This window comes from Roseivirga sp. AWQ4_251 (genome assembly GCF_056158225.1).
Window position 1 is genome coordinate 2139133 of record NZ_JBSWSW010000001.1, and the last position, 19483, is coordinate 2158615.

Annotated in this window: 25 protein-coding genes; 20 read left to right on the forward strand and 5 right to left on the reverse strand. The window is 39.6% G+C overall.

The window, feature by feature from the left end:
* Window position 1 precedes the first annotated feature (1 nt).
* Window positions 2–349, reverse strand: coding sequence for a winged helix-turn-helix transcriptional regulator (locus ACXACJ_RS09340; RefSeq protein WP_475134097.1), 348 nt, complete (start codon window positions 347–349; stop codon window positions 2–4).
* A 127-nt stretch (window positions 350–476) separates the two neighbouring features.
* Here ACXACJ_RS09340 and ACXACJ_RS09345 point away from each other — a divergent pair, with 127 nt between their 5' ends.
* Window positions 477–1109: a nitroreductase family protein gene (locus ACXACJ_RS09345; RefSeq protein WP_475134098.1), complete on the forward strand. Its 633-nt coding sequence runs from the start codon at window positions 477–479 to the stop codon at window positions 1107–1109.
* Between the two features lie 45 nt (window positions 1110–1154).
* Here ACXACJ_RS09345 and ACXACJ_RS09350 read toward each other — a convergent pair whose 3' ends face one another.
* The gene (locus tag ACXACJ_RS09350; protein ID WP_475134099.1) at window positions 1155–2132 is read right to left on the reverse strand and encodes a GlxA family transcriptional regulator; all 978 of its coding nucleotides are present in this window, start codon (window positions 2130–2132) and stop codon (window positions 1155–1157) included.
* Window positions 2133–2307: 175 nt separating this feature from the next.
* On the opposite strand from ACXACJ_RS09350, the gene ACXACJ_RS09355 reads away from it, so the two are divergent.
* The 17 genes from ACXACJ_RS09355 (at window position 2308) to ACXACJ_RS09435 (ending at window position 14686) form a co-directional block, all read left to right on the forward strand.
* Window positions 2308–2724 (forward strand): SRPBCC family protein, encoded by a 417-nt coding sequence (locus tag ACXACJ_RS09355; RefSeq protein WP_475134100.1) that lies wholly within the window; start codon window positions 2308–2310, stop codon window positions 2722–2724.
* A gap of 17 nt (window positions 2725–2741) precedes the next feature.
* Window positions 2742–3164, forward strand: a complete 423-nt coding sequence (locus ACXACJ_RS09360) for a VOC family protein (protein WP_475134101.1) — start codon at window positions 2742–2744, stop codon at window positions 3162–3164.
* Window positions 3165–3167: 3 nt separating this feature from the next.
* Complete coding sequence (locus ACXACJ_RS09365; RefSeq protein WP_475134102.1) at window positions 3168–3578, forward strand: VOC family protein; 411 nt, start codon at window positions 3168–3170, stop codon at window positions 3576–3578.
* Between the two features lie 11 nt (window positions 3579–3589).
* Window positions 3590–3967 (forward strand): DoxX family protein, encoded by a 378-nt coding sequence (locus ACXACJ_RS09370; protein WP_475134103.1) that lies wholly within the window; start codon window positions 3590–3592, stop codon window positions 3965–3967.
* A 197-nt stretch (window positions 3968–4164) separates the two neighbouring features.
* The gene (locus ACXACJ_RS09375; RefSeq protein ID WP_475134104.1) at window positions 4165–4425 is read left to right on the forward strand and encodes a hypothetical protein; all 261 of its coding nucleotides are present in this window, start codon (window positions 4165–4167) and stop codon (window positions 4423–4425) included.
* A 6-nt stretch (window positions 4426–4431) separates the two neighbouring features.
* Window positions 4432–4875 carry an rRNA adenine methyltransferase gene (locus tag ACXACJ_RS09380; protein ID WP_475134105.1) on the forward strand — a complete coding sequence of 148 codons (444 nt, stop codon included), beginning with the start codon at window positions 4432–4434 and terminating at the stop codon, window positions 4873–4875.
* A gap of 60 nt (window positions 4876–4935) precedes the next feature.
* Complete coding sequence (locus tag ACXACJ_RS09385; protein WP_475134106.1) at window positions 4936–5628, forward strand: 16S rRNA (uracil(1498)-N(3))-methyltransferase; 693 nt, start codon at window positions 4936–4938, stop codon at window positions 5626–5628.
* A gap of 47 nt (window positions 5629–5675) precedes the next feature.
* Complete coding sequence (locus ACXACJ_RS09390; RefSeq protein WP_475134107.1) at window positions 5676–6908, forward strand: nucleoside recognition domain-containing protein; 1233 nt, start codon at window positions 5676–5678, stop codon at window positions 6906–6908.
* Window positions 6909–6964: 56 nt separating this feature from the next.
* On the forward strand, window positions 6965–7534 hold the full coding sequence (locus ACXACJ_RS09395) for a DUF2911 domain-containing protein (protein ID WP_475134108.1): 570 nt from the start codon (window positions 6965–6967) through the stop codon (window positions 7532–7534).
* 166 nt (window positions 7535–7700) lie between these two features.
* Complete coding sequence (locus tag ACXACJ_RS09400; RefSeq protein ID WP_475134109.1) at window positions 7701–10010, forward strand: S9 family peptidase; 2310 nt, start codon at window positions 7701–7703, stop codon at window positions 10008–10010.
* A 102-nt stretch (window positions 10011–10112) separates the two neighbouring features.
* A complete protein-coding gene (locus ACXACJ_RS09405; RefSeq protein ID WP_475134110.1) occupies window positions 10113–10652 on the forward strand; it encodes an HD domain-containing protein in 540 nt (179 codons plus the stop codon).
* Window positions 10652–11344 (forward strand): SIR2 family NAD-dependent protein deacylase, encoded by a 693-nt coding sequence (locus ACXACJ_RS09410; protein ID WP_475134111.1) that lies wholly within the window; start codon window positions 10652–10654, stop codon window positions 11342–11344. Before ACXACJ_RS09405 ends, ACXACJ_RS09410 begins: the two co-directional genes overlap by 1 nt.
* A gap of 153 nt (window positions 11345–11497) precedes the next feature.
* The gene (locus tag ACXACJ_RS09415; protein ID WP_475134112.1) at window positions 11498–12907 is read left to right on the forward strand and encodes an MATE family efflux transporter; all 1410 of its coding nucleotides are present in this window, start codon (window positions 11498–11500) and stop codon (window positions 12905–12907) included.
* Between the two features lie 218 nt (window positions 12908–13125).
* On the forward strand, window positions 13126–13977 hold the full coding sequence (locus ACXACJ_RS09420) for an SPFH domain-containing protein (RefSeq protein ID WP_475134113.1): 852 nt from the start codon (window positions 13126–13128) through the stop codon (window positions 13975–13977).
* Window positions 13978–13988: 11 nt separating this feature from the next.
* Window positions 13989–14135 (forward strand): hypothetical protein, encoded by a 147-nt coding sequence (locus tag ACXACJ_RS09425; protein ID WP_475134114.1) that lies wholly within the window; start codon window positions 13989–13991, stop codon window positions 14133–14135.
* A gap of 3 nt (window positions 14136–14138) precedes the next feature.
* Window positions 14139–14309 carry a type II toxin-antitoxin system antitoxin gene (locus tag ACXACJ_RS09430; protein ID WP_475134115.1) on the forward strand — a complete coding sequence of 57 codons (171 nt, stop codon included), beginning with the start codon at window positions 14139–14141 and terminating at the stop codon, window positions 14307–14309.
* Window positions 14309–14686 (forward strand): SdpI family protein, encoded by a 378-nt coding sequence (locus ACXACJ_RS09435; RefSeq protein ID WP_475134116.1) that lies wholly within the window; start codon window positions 14309–14311, stop codon window positions 14684–14686. Before ACXACJ_RS09430 ends, ACXACJ_RS09435 begins: the two co-directional genes overlap by 1 nt.
* A 44-nt stretch (window positions 14687–14730) precedes the next feature.
* On the opposite strand, the gene ACXACJ_RS09440 is transcribed toward ACXACJ_RS09435, so the two are convergent.
* Window positions 14731–16437 carry an ArnT family glycosyltransferase gene (locus ACXACJ_RS09440; RefSeq protein WP_475134117.1) on the reverse strand — a complete coding sequence of 569 codons (1707 nt, stop codon included), beginning with the start codon at window positions 16435–16437 and terminating at the stop codon, window positions 14731–14733.
* Window positions 16438–16544: 107 nt separating this feature from the next.
* On the opposite strand from ACXACJ_RS09440, the gene ACXACJ_RS09445 reads away from it, so the two are divergent.
* Both ACXACJ_RS09445 and ACXACJ_RS09450 read left to right on the forward strand, forming a co-directional pair.
* Window positions 16545–16931, forward strand: coding sequence for a GtrA family protein (locus tag ACXACJ_RS09445; RefSeq protein WP_475134118.1), 387 nt, complete (start codon window positions 16545–16547; stop codon window positions 16929–16931).
* A 137-nt stretch (window positions 16932–17068) separates the two neighbouring features.
* Window positions 17069–17704, forward strand: coding sequence for a peroxiredoxin (locus tag ACXACJ_RS09450; RefSeq protein WP_475134119.1), 636 nt, complete (start codon window positions 17069–17071; stop codon window positions 17702–17704).
* 85 nt (window positions 17705–17789) lie between these two features.
* Here ACXACJ_RS09450 and ACXACJ_RS09455 read toward each other — a convergent pair whose 3' ends face one another.
* Window positions 17790–18497, reverse strand: coding sequence for a DUF4197 domain-containing protein (locus ACXACJ_RS09455; RefSeq protein WP_475134120.1), 708 nt, complete (start codon window positions 18495–18497; stop codon window positions 17790–17792).
* 96 nt (window positions 18498–18593) lie between these two features.
* Window positions 18594–19316: a hypothetical protein gene (locus ACXACJ_RS09460; RefSeq protein ID WP_475134121.1), complete on the reverse strand. Its 723-nt coding sequence runs from the start codon at window positions 19314–19316 to the stop codon at window positions 18594–18596.
* Between the last annotated feature and the right edge of the window lie 167 nt (window positions 19317–19483).

A 19483-nucleotide genomic window follows, 5' to 3' on the forward strand; every position in this document is an offset into this window, starting at 1 on the left:
TTTAGGCTTCTTCAAAAATTCTTCTTCGGTGTTCTTCTCCCCAATTTTGAAGGGCATGGATTACCGTCCCCAAACTTCTGGAATAAGGTGTAAGGTGATAAGCAACATCGGATGGTGATTCGCTATTTACTTTTCTTTCGACTAATAAATTCATTTCCATCACCTTAAGCTCAGAAGAAAGAACTTTTGGAGAAATGCCATCAACAGCCCTTTGAATTTCGCGGAAACGCATATTGCCTTTCGACATGGCAATGATGATGGGAAGCTTCCATTTTCCGCTGATTACATCTAGGGCATCACGTACCGGACGAATCTGTGCGGTACATTCAATTCCTTCATATTTTTTCATGGCTAAAACTGGTTACCAAAAAGTAACTCATTTTTTTGACTTCATTGGTAACGAAAAGAAACCAATGTTGGTTATGTAGATCGAAAACATGTTTAAACACGAATTAAGAAAACCTAAATAATTTAAAATGAACTTATCTGAAGCTTTGCAATGGAGGTATGCCACTAAACAAATGAATGGCGAAAAAGTACCTCAGGAAAAAGTTGACAAAATATTAGAAGCCATTCGCTTTGCACCAACATCTTCTGGCCTTCAGCCTTTCGAGGTTTTTGTAATTACAAACCCAGAATTGAAGGAAAAAATCAGAGCCGTATCTTTTGATCAGCCACAAATTACACAGCCGAGCCATACTTTGGTTTTTGCGGCTTGGGACACGTACACTGAAGAAAGAATCAACGATGTTTTCAAGCGTAATAATGAAGAACGCAATATTCCTGATTCGCAAACCGATGATTATCGCAAAAACCTGATCAAGAATTTCACTTCAAAAACACCAGAAGAAAACTTTAACCATGCGGCTAAACAAGCTGGCATTGCGCTAGGCTTTGGTTTAGTGGCTGCTGCCCTAGAAAAAGTAGATTCGAGCCCAATGGAAGGATTTAAACCAGCTGAATTAGATGAACTTTTAGGCTTGAAAGAGAAAGGTTTAAAAAGTACGTTGATCTTGAATTTAGGATATAGAAACGAAGACAAAGACTGGTTGGTAAACCTTAAGAAAGTGAGAAAACCACATCAACACCTCTTCACCTTCATCGACTAATTAAAAAATTCCTTGGTTCTAAGAGCCAAGGACTTTTTTATGAAATTAATTCACTAATTCCTTCTGATATTTATTTCTGTATTCAACTGGAGTTAAGCCGGTTACCTTTTTAAACACTGTTCTAAAAGCCTTGGTATCGGTATAACCCACATCGTACATTACTTCAGAAATGTTCTTTCTTGAAGACTCAAAACTTCTTTTCGCAGCTTCAATTCTAACACGTTGCATGTATTCCACAATCGTGTTGCCGGTGGCTTGTTTAAACCTTCTTTCAAAACTTCTACGGCTCACTGATGCTTCGTTAGCTAATTCATCTACAGTGATTTTATCCTGAAAATGGTCTTCAATATAAACTTGAGCGCGTTTCACTTCTTCGTCTTTATGATCTTTTTGACCATTGAACATAGCAAAAGCCGATTGGCTGTCTCTATCGATATCTATGGCAAAGTATTTCGCGGCTAAAATTGCAGTGTCTCTATTTGTATATTTCTCGAGCAAATGCAAAAGAAGATTCCAATAAGAATTTGCTCCACCACTGGAATAAACCCCTTCAACCTCGGTTATGATGCTTCCATCTTTGATTTCAATCTGCGGATAAGTCTCTTTGAATTCTTGACAAAAAGCCCAGTGAGTAGAACATGCCTTGCCATCTAAAAGCCCCGTTTTGCCCAATAAAAAAGCTCCAACACACAGAGAAGCCACTTCTGCTCCCCTTCTATATTGATCCACAATCCAAGGAACGGCTTCTTCATTCAATTCAACTGCCTTGGACATATTGCCAAATAAGGCCGGCAAAATGATCAAATCAGTTTGTGTTACTTCATCAATCAATCGGTTGGTATGGGCAGAAAAAGCGCCATTGGCAAAAGGAATATCTTTCTTAAGACCTACCAATTCGACCTCGAAAAGTGGCTTTTGGCCTGCAGAAACCAAAAACTGATTGGCTGCATTGAACATATAGTGCGGATCGGCCACAGCCTCAATAACTGCAGACTTAGGCACATAAATAGAAACTCGTTTCATAGGATTTGCTCTAAAACCGGAAGATTCCAGCTAAAAAATAATTCAATAAATGTAAGAGGTTCGCCTGTCGCAAACAACCCCGCGAACAGCCGCTTTTACACTATCGGAAATTCGAAACAAGTTGCCACCTTTGTTGTGTACAATTCTCATTTAAATACTTAAAAGTTAAACACATATGAAAGCAACTGCTATTACGATAGAAACTTCAGTGAAGGCTCCCATTGCAAAAGTTTGGGAATACTGGACTTCTCCAAAACACATTGTTCAATGGAACACCGCTAGCCCTGAATGGCATACTCCGGTAGCCGAAAACGACCTGAAAGTGGGCGGTAAATTCATGTCGAGAATGGAAGCCAAAGACGGAAGTTTCGGATTTGAGTTCTGGGGAATTTATGATGAAGTCTCTGAAAATGAGCTGTTGGCTTATACTCTGGGAGATGAACGAAAAGTTAAAATCACTTTTGAAGAAGATGGTGATTCAGTAAAAATCATTGAGGTTTTTGAGCCAGAAGATGAAAATCCAGCAGAAATGCAGAAAAATGGTTGGCAATCTATTTTAGACAACTTCAAAAAATATACTGAAGCCAACTAAAATTCAAAGAGAAATCAATGGCGCAAATCTACGCATACCTCACTTTCAATGGCAATTGCAAAGAAGCCATGAGTTTTTATCAGGCTTGTTTGGGCGGAAACCTAAATTTTCAAACCGTGGGAGAATCTCCTAAATCAGAAGATCTTCCCGTTCAAATGAAGAAGTCCATTTTGCATGCCACGCTTGAAAAAGACGAGTTGATACTGATGGGTTCGGACATGGTAAGTGAAGATGGTTTGCTGAAAGGAAATGCGGTGAGCCTGATGTTGGAGTGTTCAACCCCTGAAGAAATAAAGGAGACCTATGCACTGCTTGTAGCCGGTGGAAAATCTACACATCCCATTGAAACCACTTTTTGGGGAGCGCTTTTAGGCGGACTTACCGATAAATATGGAAACCGTTGGCTGCTTCATCATAATCGTTCTACCTCTAAAAATTAGAAAATGACAAAAGAAATATGGCTAAACCTTCCCGTTAAAAACATTGAAAAATCGAGAGCTTTCTTTTCTGCTTTGGGCTTTAAATTGAATGAAAAGAACGGCAATACCGATACTTCAGCTTGCTTTTTAATGGGAGCTAAAAACACCGTATTGATGCTTTTCAGTATTGATACCTTTGAGCATATTGTTCGACATAAAGTTTCGGACCCCAATGAGTTATCACAAATGCTTATTTCTTTTGATGCAGAAAGTAAGCAAGAAGTAGATGATATTGCTCAAAAAGTAGAAACTGCTGGCGGTAATGTTTTTGCCAAGCCTACCGAAATTCAAGGTTGGATGTACGGTTGCGCTTTTGCCGACCTTGACGGCCATCGTTGGAACGTTTTATACATGGACAAAAATCAAATCCCTTAAACACATACCTCATGAAAAAGAACAAAATCATTTTTTGGATTACCACTGGACTCATTTTCGCTTTTGAAGGCGTTATGCCAGCGCTCACTTCTCAATCGGAATTGGCCAAAGAAGGCATTAGACATTTGGGTTATCCCGAATATTTTGGAATAATGCTTGTCGTTTTTAAAATTCTCGGTGCTATAACTTTAATCGTTCCAAAAGCGCCAAAAAGACTCAAAGAATGGGCTTATGCTGGGTTCACCTTCGATTTTATTGCAGCCTGCGTAAGCCATTGGGCAGTTGACGGGTTCGGGTTCGAAGCTATTTTTCCATTGATCGTACTCGCAATACTTATGGTGTCTTATTATCAATACCATAAAATCAATTCAACTTCTGTTGCAAACTAGATTTAAAGTGCAGAGCTTGTAAGCAATTACACAAGTAGAAAACCTTGGTTTTCAGAACGATTAGAGTGGATTGGCTTTTTAAAATGATACGGCCAATTTTTTATTTCAAAAAGGTAAAACAGATGACAATCGCATTCGTATGAGAACCCATGAACTATGCTTGCAAGCTCCAACTTTTTTCACTCCTAAGACTTTTCATGTTTAGATCTGAAGAAATAGTAAGGATTGAACAACAAGAGCCGCTAATTGAGGTTTTTAGAACAGATATTAAATCTGAAAGAGAGTCGCACTTGGCTTATCAGGTTTTATCTGGTATTCTTCCTCGGGCTATTATTTCGTTCGATCTGGAGGATTGCGATAAGATTTTAAGAATTGAAACCCGCCAAGGCAGCCTAAACGAAAAAATGGTCATTCGCCATTTAGAAAAAATAGGTGTTATGGCAGAAGTATTGGAATAAGTGAAAATGAAATTCGACCCCAACAACAGAGTAGTCGTTCTTTGCGCGAAAGGCATGGAGTTGGAAGGTACTGCCCCCATAATGGCCGCCAACAAATTTCACGAAGCATGGAATTTGGCCAAAAACGACCTGGAAAAGGCAATTGCTGCGCATTACGTGGCCCGTCATCAAAAATCGATTCAGGAAAAACTGGATTGGGACGAAACCGCGTTGGGTTATGCCTTAAAAGTCAAGCATTTGTCCGATGCCTTTTTGCCTTCGCTCTTTCTAAACATTGGAAAGGGTTATGAGGACTTGAACCGCACGCAAGATGCTCTTGAAGCCTACGACATGGCCAAAGAACATTTAAAAGCTTTGCCCGAAGACGGGTATACTCAATTTGTAGCTATGGGTGTTGAAAAAGGTTTGAAAAGAATAAAAGAAGCCCAAACACCTCCTTCCCTATTCTGAAATCTCAAAAATTTCGCTTGCCATTAGACATTCTTGTTGGGGCAAGTTAATTTTCGGGCTATGCAGCTTTTTTACCAACCCGAAATCACTGAAGGAATTTTCGTTTTAAACGATGAAGAATCGCGACATGCGGTGAAAGTGCTTCGATTAAAACAAGGAGACTCCATTCAATTAACCGATGGTAAAGGAAGCTTCTACCAAGCTACAATCAGCGATGACAATCCAAAAAAATGTGGCTTTGAAATCACTTCAAAAGAAAGTGTTGCCGCAAATTCTACTTTTAGACATATCGCCATTGCCCCAACCAAAAACTTGGATCGAATTGAATGGTTTATTGAAAAGGCAGTAGAATTTGGCGTAGACCGAATTACATTCTTACTCTGCGATCATTCCGAAAGAAAAGTGCTAAAAACAGATCGTTTGATAAAAAAAGCGGTCAGTGCCATGAAGCAATCCGGCCAAGCTTACCTTCCTCAGATTGATGAACTTGTTGCTTTCAAAAAATTCGTTTCCAACATTTCATCCGAAAAGAAATTCATCGCCTATGTGGATTTTGAAAACCCAACTCATTTAAAAGATTTGGCTATGAAAGCTGCCAGCAACTTGGTGCTCATTGGCCCTGAAGGTGATTTTAGCACAAACGAAGTGGAATTGGCTCTAAAGCAAGGTTTTCAGAAAGTGAGCTTAGGCCAAAACCGTTTGAGAACCGAAACCGCTGCTATTGCAGCTACTCATTTGCTTAATCTTATGTAGCCCACCGAGCTGGTTGTAAATCCTCAAACTTAATTCTAAATTCACCCATGGCCTTAAACTATATCTGGATTGCTTTTTTTCTGATTGCATTCGTTGTTGCCCTTTTCAAACTCATTTTTTTAGGCGATGTTGAGATTTTCCCTAGCATTATTCAAAGCACTTTCGATATGTCAAAAACGGGCTTTGAGCTTTCTCTGGCTCTAACGGGCGTTATGACATTATGGATGGGCATGATGAAAATTGGAGAAAGAGGCGGAGTGGTTACGATTATTTCACGGGCAATTAGCCCTCTTTTCACCAAGCTTTTTCCTGAAATCCCAAAAGACCACCCCGTATTTGGCCCAATGGTAATGAATTTCTCTATGAACTTTCTGGGATTGGATAATGCCGCTACACCGCTTGGATTAAAAGCCATGAACGGCCTCCAAGAACTCAACACCAGCAAGGATACAGCCTCAAATGCACAAATTATGTTTTTGGTGCTGAACACATCTGGCTTAACCTTAATACCAGTTTCCATTATGGCCTACAGAGCCACCGAAGGCGCAGCAAACCCATCCGATGTTTTCATACCCATTTTACTGGCTACTTTCTTTTCAACTTTAGCGGGACTAATAACCGTAGCACTTTATCAGAGAATCAACTTACTGAACAAAACAGTACTGCTCTATTTAGGATCACTTACCGCATTTATCGCCCTTACCATTTACTATTTTCAGAGTATTCCACAAGAAGAAGTAAAAACCATTTCATCGGTCGCTAGCAGTTTGATTCTGTTCAGCGTGATTGCTTCATTTATTGGTTTGGCTTTCAAAAACAAAATCAATGTGTACGATGCCTTTATAGAAGGCGCGAAAGAAGGTTTTGGCATTGCCATTAAAATCATTCCTTATTTGGTGGCAATGTTGGTTGCCATTGGAGTGTTTCGGGCTTCAGGAACATTAGATTTAATTGTAGATGGCTTAAAATTTTTGATCGGGCTAACGGGATTAAACACTGATTTTGTAGACGCTTTACCAACCGCCATTATGAAACCTTTGAGTGGTGGTGGGGCAAGAGGAATGATGGTAGACACCATGCACGAATTTGGCGCTGACTCTTTTGTAGGAAGAATGGCTAGCATTTTTCAAGGTAGTACTGAAACCACATTCTATGTTTTGGCTGTCTACTTTGGCGCTGTAAACATTAAAAACTCCCGATATGCGGTTACAGCTGGTCTTATTGCCGACTTAGCAGGAGTTATTGCCGCAATTTTCATCGGTTATTTGTTCTTCTATTGAGCCGTTTTACCCAAAGTTTATTTAATTCAAATCCAATACACATATCACATCATAAAATGAAAAAATCAACTTTAGCACTCTTCACCATTTTGATGGTATGCTTTTGCCTAAATGCTCAAGCTCAAAAATTTCCAGGTCCAGATCCAAGCCCTTTAGATGTTGCTTTCTATCCTAACGGAGTTCCAACTTCTGACTTAAGAGGCGGGCCAAAAGTAGATGCCAAAATCAAAATGTATTACAGCCGACCTCAGTTAAAAGGCAGAGATATGATTGGCGGAAAAGATGTTCCTTTTGGTCAATTATGGAGACTTGGCGCTAATGAAGCCAGCGAAATCACTTTTTATGAAGACGTAACTTTCGGGACTTCTAAAGTTAAAAAAGGCACTTACACCATATATGCCATTCCTGAAAAAGACAAATGGACATTTGTATTGCATAGCAAATTGAACACTTGGGGTAATTACAGCCTGAAAGACAGCAAAGAAATTGCTAGAGCTGAAGCCAAAGTTTCTACCAGCGAAGAAACCATCGAGTATCTTTCTGTAATGTTCACCGAAGCCGAAAACGGAGCCAATCTTTTGGTAGGCTGGCAAAACACAATCGCTGAATTACCTATTAAATTTTAATAGTCCGTTTTAAGATTCTAAAAGCACCCTAGAGGTGCTTTTTTTGTTTAAACCAACAGAAAACCAACACTCTATTTTCCGCTCATCCTGTAATTGGTTAATGCAAAATAAAGGCTTTGTATTTCAAAAGCATTGGCCTTATTATTAGAGAACTAACCCTTAAAGGATGAAGAAACTACTAACTATTTTGCTGACGCTGGCGGTTTTCAACGTGTATGCGCAGCACAAAGCCGACTTTAAAGCGGCTCAAAAATTCAGCTCTTCGAACCTGAACAAAATGCTAAAAAGCACTCGAGTTGCTCCGCACTGGTTCAAGGATAGCGACAAATTTTGGTACACTTACACCACCACTTCTGGAAAGAAATTCTACGTGGTTGATCCTGTTAAAAAGACCAAAACAGAAATGTTCAACAGTAAGGATTTCGCAGCAAAACTTAGCGAACTGACCAGAAAACCTTGGAACCACAACGATTTAGACCTAAAAGGGCTCGAGTTAGAAGACGACAATAAAACCCTGACTTTTATTGTGGACAGCATCGATTACCACTTCGATTTGAACACAAGAAATATCACCAAGGGCGATTCAACCGAAAAACGTAAGAAAAGGAACAATTGGGCTTCTTATTCGCCTGACAGTACCTACATCACCTTCGCTAAAAACCATAACCTATTTATGATGGAAGTGAATGGAGAAGATTCTGTAGAAACTCAGTTGACTACTGACGGAAAAAGATGGTTCAGCTACTCTTACGATCAAGACGATACTACAAAAGACAAAAGATCGAGAGCTAGAGTAAGATGGTTCAAAGACGAGAAGAAATTCTTTGTAAACAGAACCGACTCAAGAAAAGTGAAAGACCTTTTTGTGATCAATGAATTAGCCAAACCACGCCCAGAACTTGAAGTTTACAAATATGCAATGCCTGGCGATGTGGATGTTCCTCAAGAGCATTTAGAAATTTTCGATGCCGAAAGTAAAAAACAGATTGTTGTCGATATCGATAAATACACCGACCAAACCATCAGCACTTACTTGCCTGGCGAAACTTCTGATAGACTTTTCTTAACCAGAATGAACCGCACCAGCGACACCTTAGATGTTAGCGTTGTAAATACTTCTACCGGTGAAGTAACTGAGCTTTTCCAAGATGTAGATCATCCGTATTTCAACTGGAGCTATCAGCAGCTTTCTATTTTGGAAGAAGGAAAAGAATTGATTTGGTGGTCGGAAAGAAACGGCTGGGGTCAATTGTATTTATATGATGGCCAAACTGGAGCTTTGAAGAACAAAATCACTAACGGTGGTTATTTCATTACTGGCCAAATCCAAAGCATCGATACTGTTGGAAGAAAAGTTTATTTCGAAGCATTTGGTCGCGAAGAGGGCATCGACCCTTATTATTCAATGATTTACAAAGCCAACTTTGATGGTTCTGGATTTAAGGCCATTTCAACCGAAATGGGTAATCACAGAGTGAGCATGGCTGAATCAAACAAGTTTTATGTAGACAATTACTCTGCTGTAGACGTTACTCCTACTTCTCTTTTGAAAGACAGCAACGGTAACACATTAATGAATTTGGAAACTGCTGATTTGAGCCTATTGGAACAAGCCGGCTGGAAAAAACCAGAACGCTTTACAGTTAAAGCTGACGATGGCATTACCGATTTATATGGCGTAATGTACAAGCCTTTCGATTTCGATTCAACCAGAAAGTACCCAATCATTTCATACGTTTACCCTGGGCCACAAACTGAATCATTCGTAAATGATTTCACCATTACTGGTCGCTACAATACAGCGCTTGCTCAGCTTGGTTTTATTGTGGTAAGCATGGGCCACCGAGGTGGTTCTCCAATGCGCGATAAATACTACCACACCTATGGTTATGAGAATTTGAGAGATTACGCTATTGCTGACGATAAGCGTTCATTAGAACAATTGGCCGAGAGATATGAGTGGATCGATATCGATCATGTTGGTATTTTCGGTCACTCAGGTGGTGGATTCATGTCTACTGCAGCGTTACTTACCTACCCTGACTTCTACGATGCTGCTGCATCATCAGCCGGTAATCACGACAACAACATTTACAACAAATGGTGGTCTGAAACACATAATGGCGTTAAGAGAAAAGACAAGAAGAAAAAGGATAAAGAAGGAAACGAAACGGTTGAAACTACTTGGGATGCCAAAATCAAAACTAACCCTTCTTTGGCTTCGAACTTAAAAGGTCATTTGTTGCTAACTCACGGTACAATCGATAATAACGTTCACCCTTCGAACAGTATCAGAGTAGCTGATGAATTGATGAAAGCAGGAAAGAGATTTGACTACATGCCAATCCCAGCTTCTCGTCATGGATACGGTAGCAAGCAACCTTATTACGAAAAAATGATGTGGTACTTCTTCGCAGAACACTTGCTTGGAGATTACCGCAACAACGTAGATATTGATTTGCCAGACGGCAATTAATTGATTATTATAAGCTATCCGAAAGGTGAAGTTTTAGTTGGTTTTGGCTAATTAAGACGTTGCTTTTCGGATAGCTTTTTTATTTAAACCCACCTCCAAACCATGAAAAAGAAAGAAGCCACAGCCATATTAGTTTCCATGACCAACAGCGAAAGCCTTTTGCGCCATGCCCGAACTGTTGAACTGGTGATGGAGGCTTATGCTGAAAAATTTGGAGAAGACCCGAAAGAATGGGCCATTACAGGAATGCTTCACGATGCGGATTATGAGGCTTATCCAGAAGAACATCCTTCTCGAATTGTCTCGATGTTGAGAGATATGGGAGAAGAAAAAATTGCGCATGCCATATCTGCCCATTACACCAAATGGGGTGTTTCTTATGACACCTTGCTCGACAAGGCTCTGTTAGCTTGCGATGAACTTACTGGTTTTATTGTGGCCTGTAGTCAAGTTCGCCCGGAGGGCATTGAAGGCTTAACTGCCAAATCTGTTAAAAAGAAATTGAAGCAAAAAAGCTTTGCCGCGAAAGTGGAAAGAGACGAAATAGAAGCAGGCGTTGAAAAACTAGGGGTTGACCTCACAGAACACATCGAATTTATTATTGCTGTACTTCAGGAAAACCGAGAAGAACTGGGCATTTAATGAAAAAGCTGGTTGTACTTACTGGTGCTGGAATTAGTGCAGAAAGCGGTTTAAAAACCTTTCGTGATGCCAATGGGCTTTGGGAAGGCCACGATGTAACTGAAGTGGCAACTCCTGAAGGATGGCACAAAAATCCCGCTTTAGTACTTGAATTTTACAATCAACGCAGAAAACAAGCTCACACAGCAAAGCCGAATCAAGCACATCATATTTTAAAAGAACTGGAAAAAGACTTCGATGTCACCATTATCACTCAAAATGTAGATAATCTGCATGAAAAGGCTGGCTCTTCCAAAGTAGTACATTTGCACGGTCAGCTTTTCCAAAGCAGAAGCACACAGTACGAAAACCTGATTTACGAAATGGATCATTGGGAATTGAAACTAGGCGACCTTTGTGAAAAGGGCAGCCAATTAAGGCCCAATATTGTTTGGTTTGGAGAAGCCGTACCCATGATGGAAACTGCGATTGAACTTGCTGAACAAGCCGATATTCTGCTGGTGGTTGGTACTTCATTAGTGGTTTACCCAGCAGCCAGTTTGGTTCATTATGTACCCAACTCTACCCCGATTTATATTGTCGATCCACACAAACCCGAAATCAGACAAGGCCCAAGACTTCATTTTATAGAAGAAAAAGCAACCACGGGAATGTTAAGGATAAAAGAAATTTTGCGCTCAGCACACAATTAAATTTTGACCTTAAGAAAAAAAAGTCAAAATTTACAGCATCATGAATTTATGAGAATTGTACAAACCATAATCGCTCTGCCTGAGCTGGTCTAACGATCAGTCAGAAAGCTATTTCTGACTTTTGGTCTTTTTTTAACAATTACAATCTCATAAATGACAAATCAATCAAAACATTTTATAAAAAGGTTTTTTCATAACCTTAAAATAGCGCTTACTGGTAAGGAAGAAAACTTTACTTCAGGCAGCATTAAGAAAGCCATTTTCATGCTTTCAATCCCCATGATTCTCGAAATGCTAATGGAATCGACATTTTCATTGGTAGACATGGTTTATGTTTCGCAAGTGAGTACCAATGCGATTGCTACGGTGGTACTTACAGAATCCGTAATCACGCTGGTTTATGCCTTGGCCATTGGTTTAAGTATGGCTGCAACAGCCGTTGTTGCCAGACGCACAGGAGAAAAGGATATGGCTGGAGCCTCACAAACTGCGGTTCAAGCAATTCTTTTAGGTAGTGTTATCGCTGTGGTTATCGGTATTTTCGGAATCATTTTCCCGAAAGAGGTTCTTGGATTGATGGGTGGTGAAGCCGATCTGGTTGAAGAGGGCTATGGATATACACGAATTCTCATTGGAGGAAATATTACAGTAGTATTGCTCTTTTTGATCAACGCAATATTCCGTGGTGCTGGAGATGCATCCATCGCCATGTGGACCTTGGTAGTGTCAAACGGATTAAACATCATTCTAGACCCAGTTTTCATCTTCGGATTTGGAGCCATACCAGCTTACGGAGTTGAAGGAGCAGCAATTGCAACCACGATTGGCCGTGGCTTGGCTGTTGTTGGGCAACTATTCGTCCTCTTTATGGGAGGAAGCCGAATTAAAATTGCGTTGAAAGATGTGGTTTTTAAAGCCAAAATCATGTGGGGTTTGGTGAAGGTTTCCCTAGGTGGCATTGGCCAATTTCTGATTGGTACCTCCAGTTGGGTATTCCTTACTAGAATTATGTCTGAATTTGGTAGCGAAGTTTTGGCTGGCTATGGTATTTCCATCAGAGTAATGATGTTTACGCTTATGCCTTCTTGGGGAATGAGCAACGCAGCCGCTACGCTTGTTGGTCAAAACCTGGGCGCCAAACAACCAGAAAGGGCTGAAAAATCCGTTTGGACTACGGGCAAATACAACGCCATTTTTATGGTGAGTATTTCCATCTTATACATGTTCTTTGCTAAAGAAATCGTGTCGTGGTTTAAAGATGAACCTGCCGTAATTGATGCCGGGGCCTTAAGTCTTCAAATTATTGCTGCGGGGTATATTTTCTATGCTTATGGAATGGTGCTTACTCAATCCTTCAATGGTGCTGGAGATACCAAAACCCCGACAATCATCAATTTCTTTTGTTTTTGGCTGTTCCAAATTCCACTGGCGTACGTTGCAGCCATTGTGCTCGACTGGGGGCCTATCGGTGTTTACTTGGCCATTACTTTAGCTGAAACTTTAATCGCCATTTGCTCATTTGTGTTATTCAAAAAAGGCAGATGGAAAACGGTTCAGATCTAGATATCTAGCGTTTGAACAACATACAACAAGGGCTAATCTTGCTTTCTTTACCCCAACTTCAATATTTTATAGAAGAGGGGCATAGAAAATGGAAGGTTAGCCCTTTCCCATTTATCAGTTTTCTAAACATTTCAGCCCTATTTGAAACCTCTCATTCTATTCATGCGTAATTTGATTTGGATTGATATTAAATTGATATCATATCAAAATCAAAACTCATGAAAGAAGAAAAATCATTTTCCCCTAACCCTGGTTTCCCAATTCTATTTTTGGAGATGCTCATTTTCGGTGGAGCCATTGCCGGTATAGCTGTTACCAGATCACCTTGGTTCGCCTTGTTATTCCCAGTCTTTTTCGTTCTGCTTTTTGGCTTTTTCATCATCAACCCAAACTCTTCCCGCGTTATGGTTTTCTTCGGAAACTATAAAGGAACGGTAAAAAAGAACGGCTTCTTCTGGGTTAACCCATTCTACAATAAAAAGAAGGTTTCACTAAGAGCTTACAACTTCGACAGTGAAAGATTGAAAGTGAATGATAAACTAGGTAACCCTATCATGATTTCTGTGATTCTGGTTTGGCGAGTAGAAAACACTTACAAAGCCATGTTTGAGGTAAATGATTACGAACATTTTGTGAGAGTTCAATCGGATGCTGCAGTGCGTAAACTAGGCGGAAGTTATGCTTACGACAACTTTGAAGATGAAGGCGAAATCACGCTTCGAAGCGGCATGAACGAAGTAAATCACGACTTAGAAGAAGAATTAAGAGAGCGATTGGCCATGGCTGGAATCAATGTAATAGAAGCCAGAATTGGTTATTTGGCTTATGCTGAAGAAATAGCCAGTGCAATGCTTCAGCGTCAGCAAGCCACCGCAATTGTAGCTGCGAGACAGAAAATTGTTGAAGGCGCGGTTGGCATGGTTGAAATGGCACTTGAAGAACTTAATCACAAGAGCATTGTAGACTTTGACGAAGATAAAAAAGCTGCCATGGTTTCAAATCTTATGGTGGTACTCTGTTCCGATAAAGCGGTTTCTCCTGTAGTGAATGCCGGCACTTTACATCACTAAAAAACATAACCATGGAATACAAAGTGATAAATCAAAAGGCTTTCGAAAAAATAGAGTTTTTTGAAAAAAGATTAAATACTATGGCCGTTCAAGGTTGGCAGGTAATTACCTCGTATAACCACGGTACCTACTTGATTCTAGGACGGAAAAAGCATTAGTTTATGTCTAAGAAAAAACCATTTGTGCTACGACTAGACCCCGAACTGTTAAGTTCGGTGGAAAAATGGGCTGCGGATGAATTTCGTAGCACAAATGGACAAATGGAGTGGCTCATCAACAAGGCTTTGAAAGAAGCTGGAAGATTGGAAAAGAAGAAAAACAGCAGTGAATAATGGAAAATTCTGAGCTCTTACTGGTGCAAATAATGATGGGGTTTTCTACCCTATTTCCAGCTTTTCTGATGAAACTTATTCATCCAGATAAAATAAACCATGTGGTGGGTTACAGAACAAAACGTTCAATGAAAAGCCAAGCCACTTGGGACTTCGCACAGGAATATTGCGGTAACGTTATGATGTGGTCAGCATTGGTAGCCATCACCATCGAGATCTTCTCTTTTATGGTTTTTGATGGAGAAACGGGCATTATGATCTCTGTAGGAGCCCTTCTTCTTTCAGTCATCATTTCCATTGTAATTGTAGGAAGAGAGCTGAAAAGGAGATTTGATCATGAAGGAAATCCAAAAAATGGGCTGGGTCGGCAAAACTGACCACAGCCCATTTTCTTTAATAGTGAGTGAAGAAAGCTTACTTACTACTTCACAATCACTTTATACTTTTTGCTGTTGATTGGTGCTTCGATTCCGTCTACTTGAATTGAAAACCTCAAATCATATTCGCCTGGCTCACTCGGAGCCTCAACCACAACAGATTTGCTCGTTTTAGCTTCGCTTTCAATTTTATCTTTCAACACTTCAAGCACTTCATTTTTCTTTGGTTTTAAGCCCACTAAAAAGTGAGCGTTTAAGTACACATCTCTTCCATTTACATCTGCGAAATCTACTGCGTAACCATAGCCATTGGTAAGCAATAACTCTAGAGGAATGCTTTCCCCTGCCCCAACTTCAATTTCCTTAGTGGCCTCTTCAATTTCGATTTCAACCTTTCTAAAAGACCTGAAATTCTCGACAATGTGATAATGAATGCCCTTTCCGATTTTGGTGGTGTAAGTCGGATATTTCTTCTCTCGATTATGTCGATCAATCATGAAAACCGTTTTCCCTTGCAACTTTTCTTCCAAAGGCCACAAATCATGCTGCGTTTCCCGGTAATCGAAAGTATTGTAGCAATGAACAATATCACCCGTGAGATAGCTGTATCGCGAAGCTCGCTCGTAGTGGTTAATAAAAGCTATCGGCAAACCACCTGAAAGCTCTTTCACTTCATCAGCCCAAGTATCCCAATTATGCAAAACATCCCAATCCTTAGTCCAAGCTTTCGGAAGAAAATCATACATAAGATAAATTCGGGCAGGGATGAACAGAATCAATGAAATCAAACACAAATTCACCATCCATTTTCGCCAATTTGTTCTTCCAGAAATGTATTCATGCCCTAAAAGAATTAGGGGAATCATCACAACACTAGTCCAGTGTTTATGAACTTCTACCCTGAAAGCAGAAATCAGGAAGAAAATAAGTACACCTACAATGTTGAATTTCAACGCCCTGTGAAAAGAGTTTTCAGTTTTATGTTTGTAGGCAGCTCCAAACAACAAAACACCAATCAATGGTCCAAAAACCAAAGGCTGAATGCCAATGTAATACATTATGGTTCCGAAGCTAAAACCAAGGTCGATTCGGTTGTATAAGTGGAATTTAATGCTGGCGAAATCATGAGCGTACTGCCAATACGTATGAGGCAGCATAAATACCACGGTAAGCCCAACAATGGACCAAAATGATTTTCTTTTGAAGAAACTCAGGTTGGAAAGTACGGTGAACATAACCACAAGGAAACCATGGTATTTGCTCATAATCACTAAGGCGATGTTCAAAGCCAATAGCACAACATTCTTCCAGTTATCTTCTTTTAAATACTGTTTGTACAAATAGAAAAATGTGGCCGTAAACAGCAAAAGAGGCACATCGGTTTTAACCAAGAGCCCACCTAAATGAACAGGAAGCAAGCCCAACATCATCCAAACGAAAAGCTTATCATCTTTAACTTCAAGCGTTTTTCTGAGCACTATAATAGTAAGGAGATTACAAGCCAGCATGCCCAACCTTAAACCAAGATTATTCGGAATTAGCCAATACCCTGGCGCAGTTACCACGCCTACCATAGGCGGATGATCGAGATAACTCCAATCTAAAAACTGTGAAAACAGCCAATAATAAGCCTCTTCGCCACTTACTTCAGTAAAATAGTTTTGAATAAGACCATCGACAGTCCAGATAATGAGAAAATAGAGAAAAATGCGTTGATGTTTGCCGTTCTGGCTAGTTTCAATTGAAGTCATTTGAATGATTGCGCTTTTAACGAAAGGCAAAAGTACAAGTTTTCGAGATATGAAAATTGTTCAGCATATTTGCATGTACTCCTAAACCATAATTGCGCTTCGCCTGAATGTTTGAACTCGGCCTTAAATTTTTAAAATTCTGCACTGTAGGCTTCACTGGGCTCGCTATCGATTTTGGTGTTACCTATTTGACCAAGGAAAAATTAAAGATTAATAAATATGTAGCTAACAGTTTGGGTTTCGCTTTGGCTTCAACTTCTAATTACATTCTCAATAAAATCTGGACCTTTCACGATACTAATCCAGATGCTATTGTACAGTTTTCAAAATACTTATTAATCTCCCTTATTGGCCTGGGTTTAAACAACCTGATCATCTATTTACTTGTGAATAAGAGAGATACCAAATTCTATACGGCCAAGCTTATTGCCATTATCATTGTGGTATTCTGGAATTTTGTAGCCAATTATAACTTCACCTTTATTAATCATTAGGATTCTTGAATTCAGGTGAAAATTATACCTAAATAAATACCCTACTATTTCTATAGACAAAAAAGAACTCTTTTCTAACTTGCGTGTTCTTTATACGTATTACATAATCAGTGTTAACCCTAAAATTTTAAAAAATCATGGCAATTAGACTTGGCGATATAGCTCCTGACTTTACTGCTGAAACCACAGAAGGCACCGTTAATTTTCACGAATGGTTAGGCGATAGCTGGGGATTATTATTCTCGCACCCTGCAGATTACACTCCGGTTTGTACTACCGAATTAGGCAGAACCGCACAACTTAAATCTGAATTTGAAAAGAGAAATGTAAAAGTATTAGCTGTTTCTGTCGATGGGTTGGAATCTCACAAAGGTTGGATCAACGACATTAACGAAACACAAAACTGTAATGTAGACTTCCCAATTATAGCCGATGAAGACAAAACAGTGGCTAATTTATACGATATGATTCACCCTAATGCGAACGATACGCTTACGGTTAGATCGGTATTTATTATTGGGCCAGATAAAAAAGTGAAATTGACTTTGACTTACCCGGCCTCAACAGGTAGAAATTTCCACGAAATTCTAAGAGTAATCGATTCACTTCAGCTAACGGCTAACTACAGCGTAGCTACTCCTGCTGATTGGAAAGACGGAGAAGATACCGTTGTTTCTCCAGCTATTAAAACTGAAGACATTCCTGCTAAATTCCCGAAAGGACACAGAGTGGTAAAACCTTATTTGAGATTTACTCCTCAGCCGAATAAATAAGTACTCGCTTTGGCGTAAAATTAAAAAGTCCGTTAGAAGTGTTTTTCTAACGGACTTTTTTTGATTGATAAATAGTTAAGTCTAACTATTTACCGAAAACCTTTTTAAGCAAAGCTGAAGTTCTAGCACTTGCATTTTCCCTAATATTCAATTCTTCATTAGCAATCATCACAAACAAACCATCAATTGCTTTTTGAGTAACATAAGCAGTTAAATCTGGATCTACTTTTTTAACAAAAGGAATTTTGTTGTAAGCCCCCATTACATCGCCCCAATATTTGGTGGCATTCACCTTCTGAAGTGATTTTTCAATAATAGGACTGAATTTAGCTTCAAGCGAAGTAGTAGTTTGTCGCTCCAAATATTGTGTAGCGGCATCATCTTCTCCCTTTACAATATTAATGGCATCTCCAATAGTCAAAGATCGAATAGCGTCCAAAAAGATGTCTTTGGCTTCACTGGCAGCATCTTCGGCAGCTCTGTTCAAAGACTCCACGGCTTCGTCTACTTGTTTACCCAAGCCAATAGCTCTCAATTTTTCTTCTACCGCTTCGGCTTCTGGCGGAAATGGAATCTTTATGGTTGGGTTTTTATAATAACCGTCTACTTTGGAAAGCACATCCACACCTTTTGAGGTACCTTGGGCCAATGCTTCCTTCAAGGCCTGAGCGGCTTCTTCTTTAGTGAAAGGCGTATTCCCTCCCATTAAATCCTTGGCTTTCTTTAAAATCTGAGCTTCAGCCGTGCAGCTGAACACCGTAAAAATCAAAATAACGAGCGATAGTTTTTTCATTGATATGTGTGTCTTGACTAATAAATGCTTTAACGGGGCTAACAAGAAAATTCTATACCAAACTCCATATTAATTTCAATTTTTCTTGAGTTCAGTCTATTTCTTTTGGTATTGGCTAACTGTTTGCAAAACCAAACGCTTGGTCACTGGCATTAGCGTTTCTGAGTGAGGATATTCCCTTTCAGAGTTTACCAAAAATGTAGCTGGGTTTGGCAAGGTTTTGTATGCCTTAATCAACCTGAGTTTAATTTGTTCGAAAGTATCGCCCAATCCTCTTTTAAAGGAATCAATCAAATCCAGATAAATGCTGCGATAGCCATGGCCCGACATGGTGAATTTTGAAATCTTATACTGGTAAACCTGAGTTTCCTTCTTCCCTCCCATTTCCATCATCAAATAACCTTCATCAGTATAAAGTGGCATAATGCCTATCGGTTCAATATTAAGGTCGGCTTCTACTTGGTCGTAAATTTCCTTTCCAATCTCAAGGGTGTATTTCATTCTGGGCAAAGCATACTCTACAATTTCTTCAAGCTGTTCCATAAGCTCCGAATCATTGGTGAGTTCTTCGTACATGATTTTGAGCTTTTCTAAATCAATCCTTGAAATTTCTTTGGGGAAGCCCGAACGCATTAAATTCTTTCTACGCTGAAAACTGAGCGTATCTTCGTAGCGTTCCATCAAATCGCTCAAAGCCGGATACAATTTAGCAGCATCAAAGCTGCCTTTTACTTGTTGTAGATATGCCAAAAGCACATACTTTTTATACTCAAAATCAATCATGCCATCGGTGATCCAATCTTTGCTAAGTTTTTCCATATGTACAATTCTTTTAACTGACATAGAATATAACGCTAGTCTGCCAAAAAAACACACCTGAAGTATGCCAAATGGTAATTTTCAATAGTTGAAGAATGGAACGGGATGACAATCGTTTCCAGAAATGTCAGTAATTTTCGCAAGGCTAAGAGCAAAACATGACACAA

Coding starts and splice junctions, on each gene's coding strand:
- ACXACJ_RS09445 (WP_475134118.1), top strand. CDS start 16,545: ATGTTTGAACTCGGCCTTAAATTTTTAAAATTCTGCACTGTAGGCTTC.
- ACXACJ_RS09350 (WP_475134099.1), bottom strand. CDS start 2,132: ATGAAACGAGTTTCTATTTATGTGCCTAAGTCTGCAGTTATTGAGGCT.
- ACXACJ_RS09405 (WP_475134110.1), top strand. CDS start 10,113: ATGAAAAAGAAAGAAGCCACAGCCATATTAGTTTCCATGACCAACAGC.
- ACXACJ_RS09365 (WP_475134102.1), top strand. CDS start 3,168: ATGACAAAAGAAATATGGCTAAACCTTCCCGTTAAAAACATTGAAAAA.
- ACXACJ_RS09430 (WP_475134115.1), top strand. CDS start 14,139: ATGTCTAAGAAAAAACCATTTGTGCTACGACTAGACCCCGAACTGTTA.
- ACXACJ_RS09435 (WP_475134116.1), top strand. CDS start 14,309: ATGGAAAATTCTGAGCTCTTACTGGTGCAAATAATGATGGGGTTTTCT.
- ACXACJ_RS09390 (WP_475134107.1), top strand. CDS start 5,676: ATGGCCTTAAACTATATCTGGATTGCTTTTTTTCTGATTGCATTCGTT.
- ACXACJ_RS09380 (WP_475134105.1), top strand. CDS start 4,432: ATGAAATTCGACCCCAACAACAGAGTAGTCGTTCTTTGCGCGAAAGGC.
- ACXACJ_RS09360 (WP_475134101.1), top strand. CDS start 2,742: ATGGCGCAAATCTACGCATACCTCACTTTCAATGGCAATTGCAAAGAA.
- ACXACJ_RS09355 (WP_475134100.1), top strand. CDS start 2,308: ATGAAAGCAACTGCTATTACGATAGAAACTTCAGTGAAGGCTCCCATT.
- ACXACJ_RS09450 (WP_475134119.1), top strand. CDS start 17,069: ATGGCAATTAGACTTGGCGATATAGCTCCTGACTTTACTGCTGAAACC.
- ACXACJ_RS09420 (WP_475134113.1), top strand. CDS start 13,126: ATGAAAGAAGAAAAATCATTTTCCCCTAACCCTGGTTTCCCAATTCTA.
- ACXACJ_RS09395 (WP_475134108.1), top strand. CDS start 6,965: ATGAAAAAATCAACTTTAGCACTCTTCACCATTTTGATGGTATGCTTT.
- ACXACJ_RS09400 (WP_475134109.1), top strand. CDS start 7,701: ATGAAGAAACTACTAACTATTTTGCTGACGCTGGCGGTTTTCAACGTG.
- ACXACJ_RS09455 (WP_475134120.1), bottom strand. CDS start 18,497: ATGAAAAAACTATCGCTCGTTATTTTGATTTTTACGGTGTTCAGCTGC.
- ACXACJ_RS09385 (WP_475134106.1), top strand. CDS start 4,936: ATGCAGCTTTTTTACCAACCCGAAATCACTGAAGGAATTTTCGTTTTA.
- ACXACJ_RS09440 (WP_475134117.1), bottom strand. CDS start 16,437: ATGACTTCAATTGAAACTAGCCAGAACGGCAAACATCAACGCATTTTT.
- ACXACJ_RS09415 (WP_475134112.1), top strand. CDS start 11,498: ATGACAAATCAATCAAAACATTTTATAAAAAGGTTTTTTCATAACCTT.
- ACXACJ_RS09370 (WP_475134103.1), top strand. CDS start 3,590: ATGAAAAAGAACAAAATCATTTTTTGGATTACCACTGGACTCATTTTC.
- ACXACJ_RS09425 (WP_475134114.1), top strand. CDS start 13,989: ATGGAATACAAAGTGATAAATCAAAAGGCTTTCGAAAAAATAGAGTTT.
- ACXACJ_RS09460 (WP_475134121.1), bottom strand. CDS start 19,316: ATGGAAAAACTTAGCAAAGATTGGATCACCGATGGCATGATTGATTTT.
- ACXACJ_RS09345 (WP_475134098.1), top strand. CDS start 477: ATGAACTTATCTGAAGCTTTGCAATGGAGGTATGCCACTAAACAAATG.
- ACXACJ_RS09340 (WP_475134097.1), bottom strand. CDS start 349: ATGAAAAAATATGAAGGAATTGAATGTACCGCACAGATTCGTCCGGTA.
- ACXACJ_RS09375 (WP_475134104.1), top strand. CDS start 4,165: ATGTTTAGATCTGAAGAAATAGTAAGGATTGAACAACAAGAGCCGCTA.
- ACXACJ_RS09410 (WP_475134111.1), top strand. CDS start 10,652: ATGAAAAAGCTGGTTGTACTTACTGGTGCTGGAATTAGTGCAGAAAGC.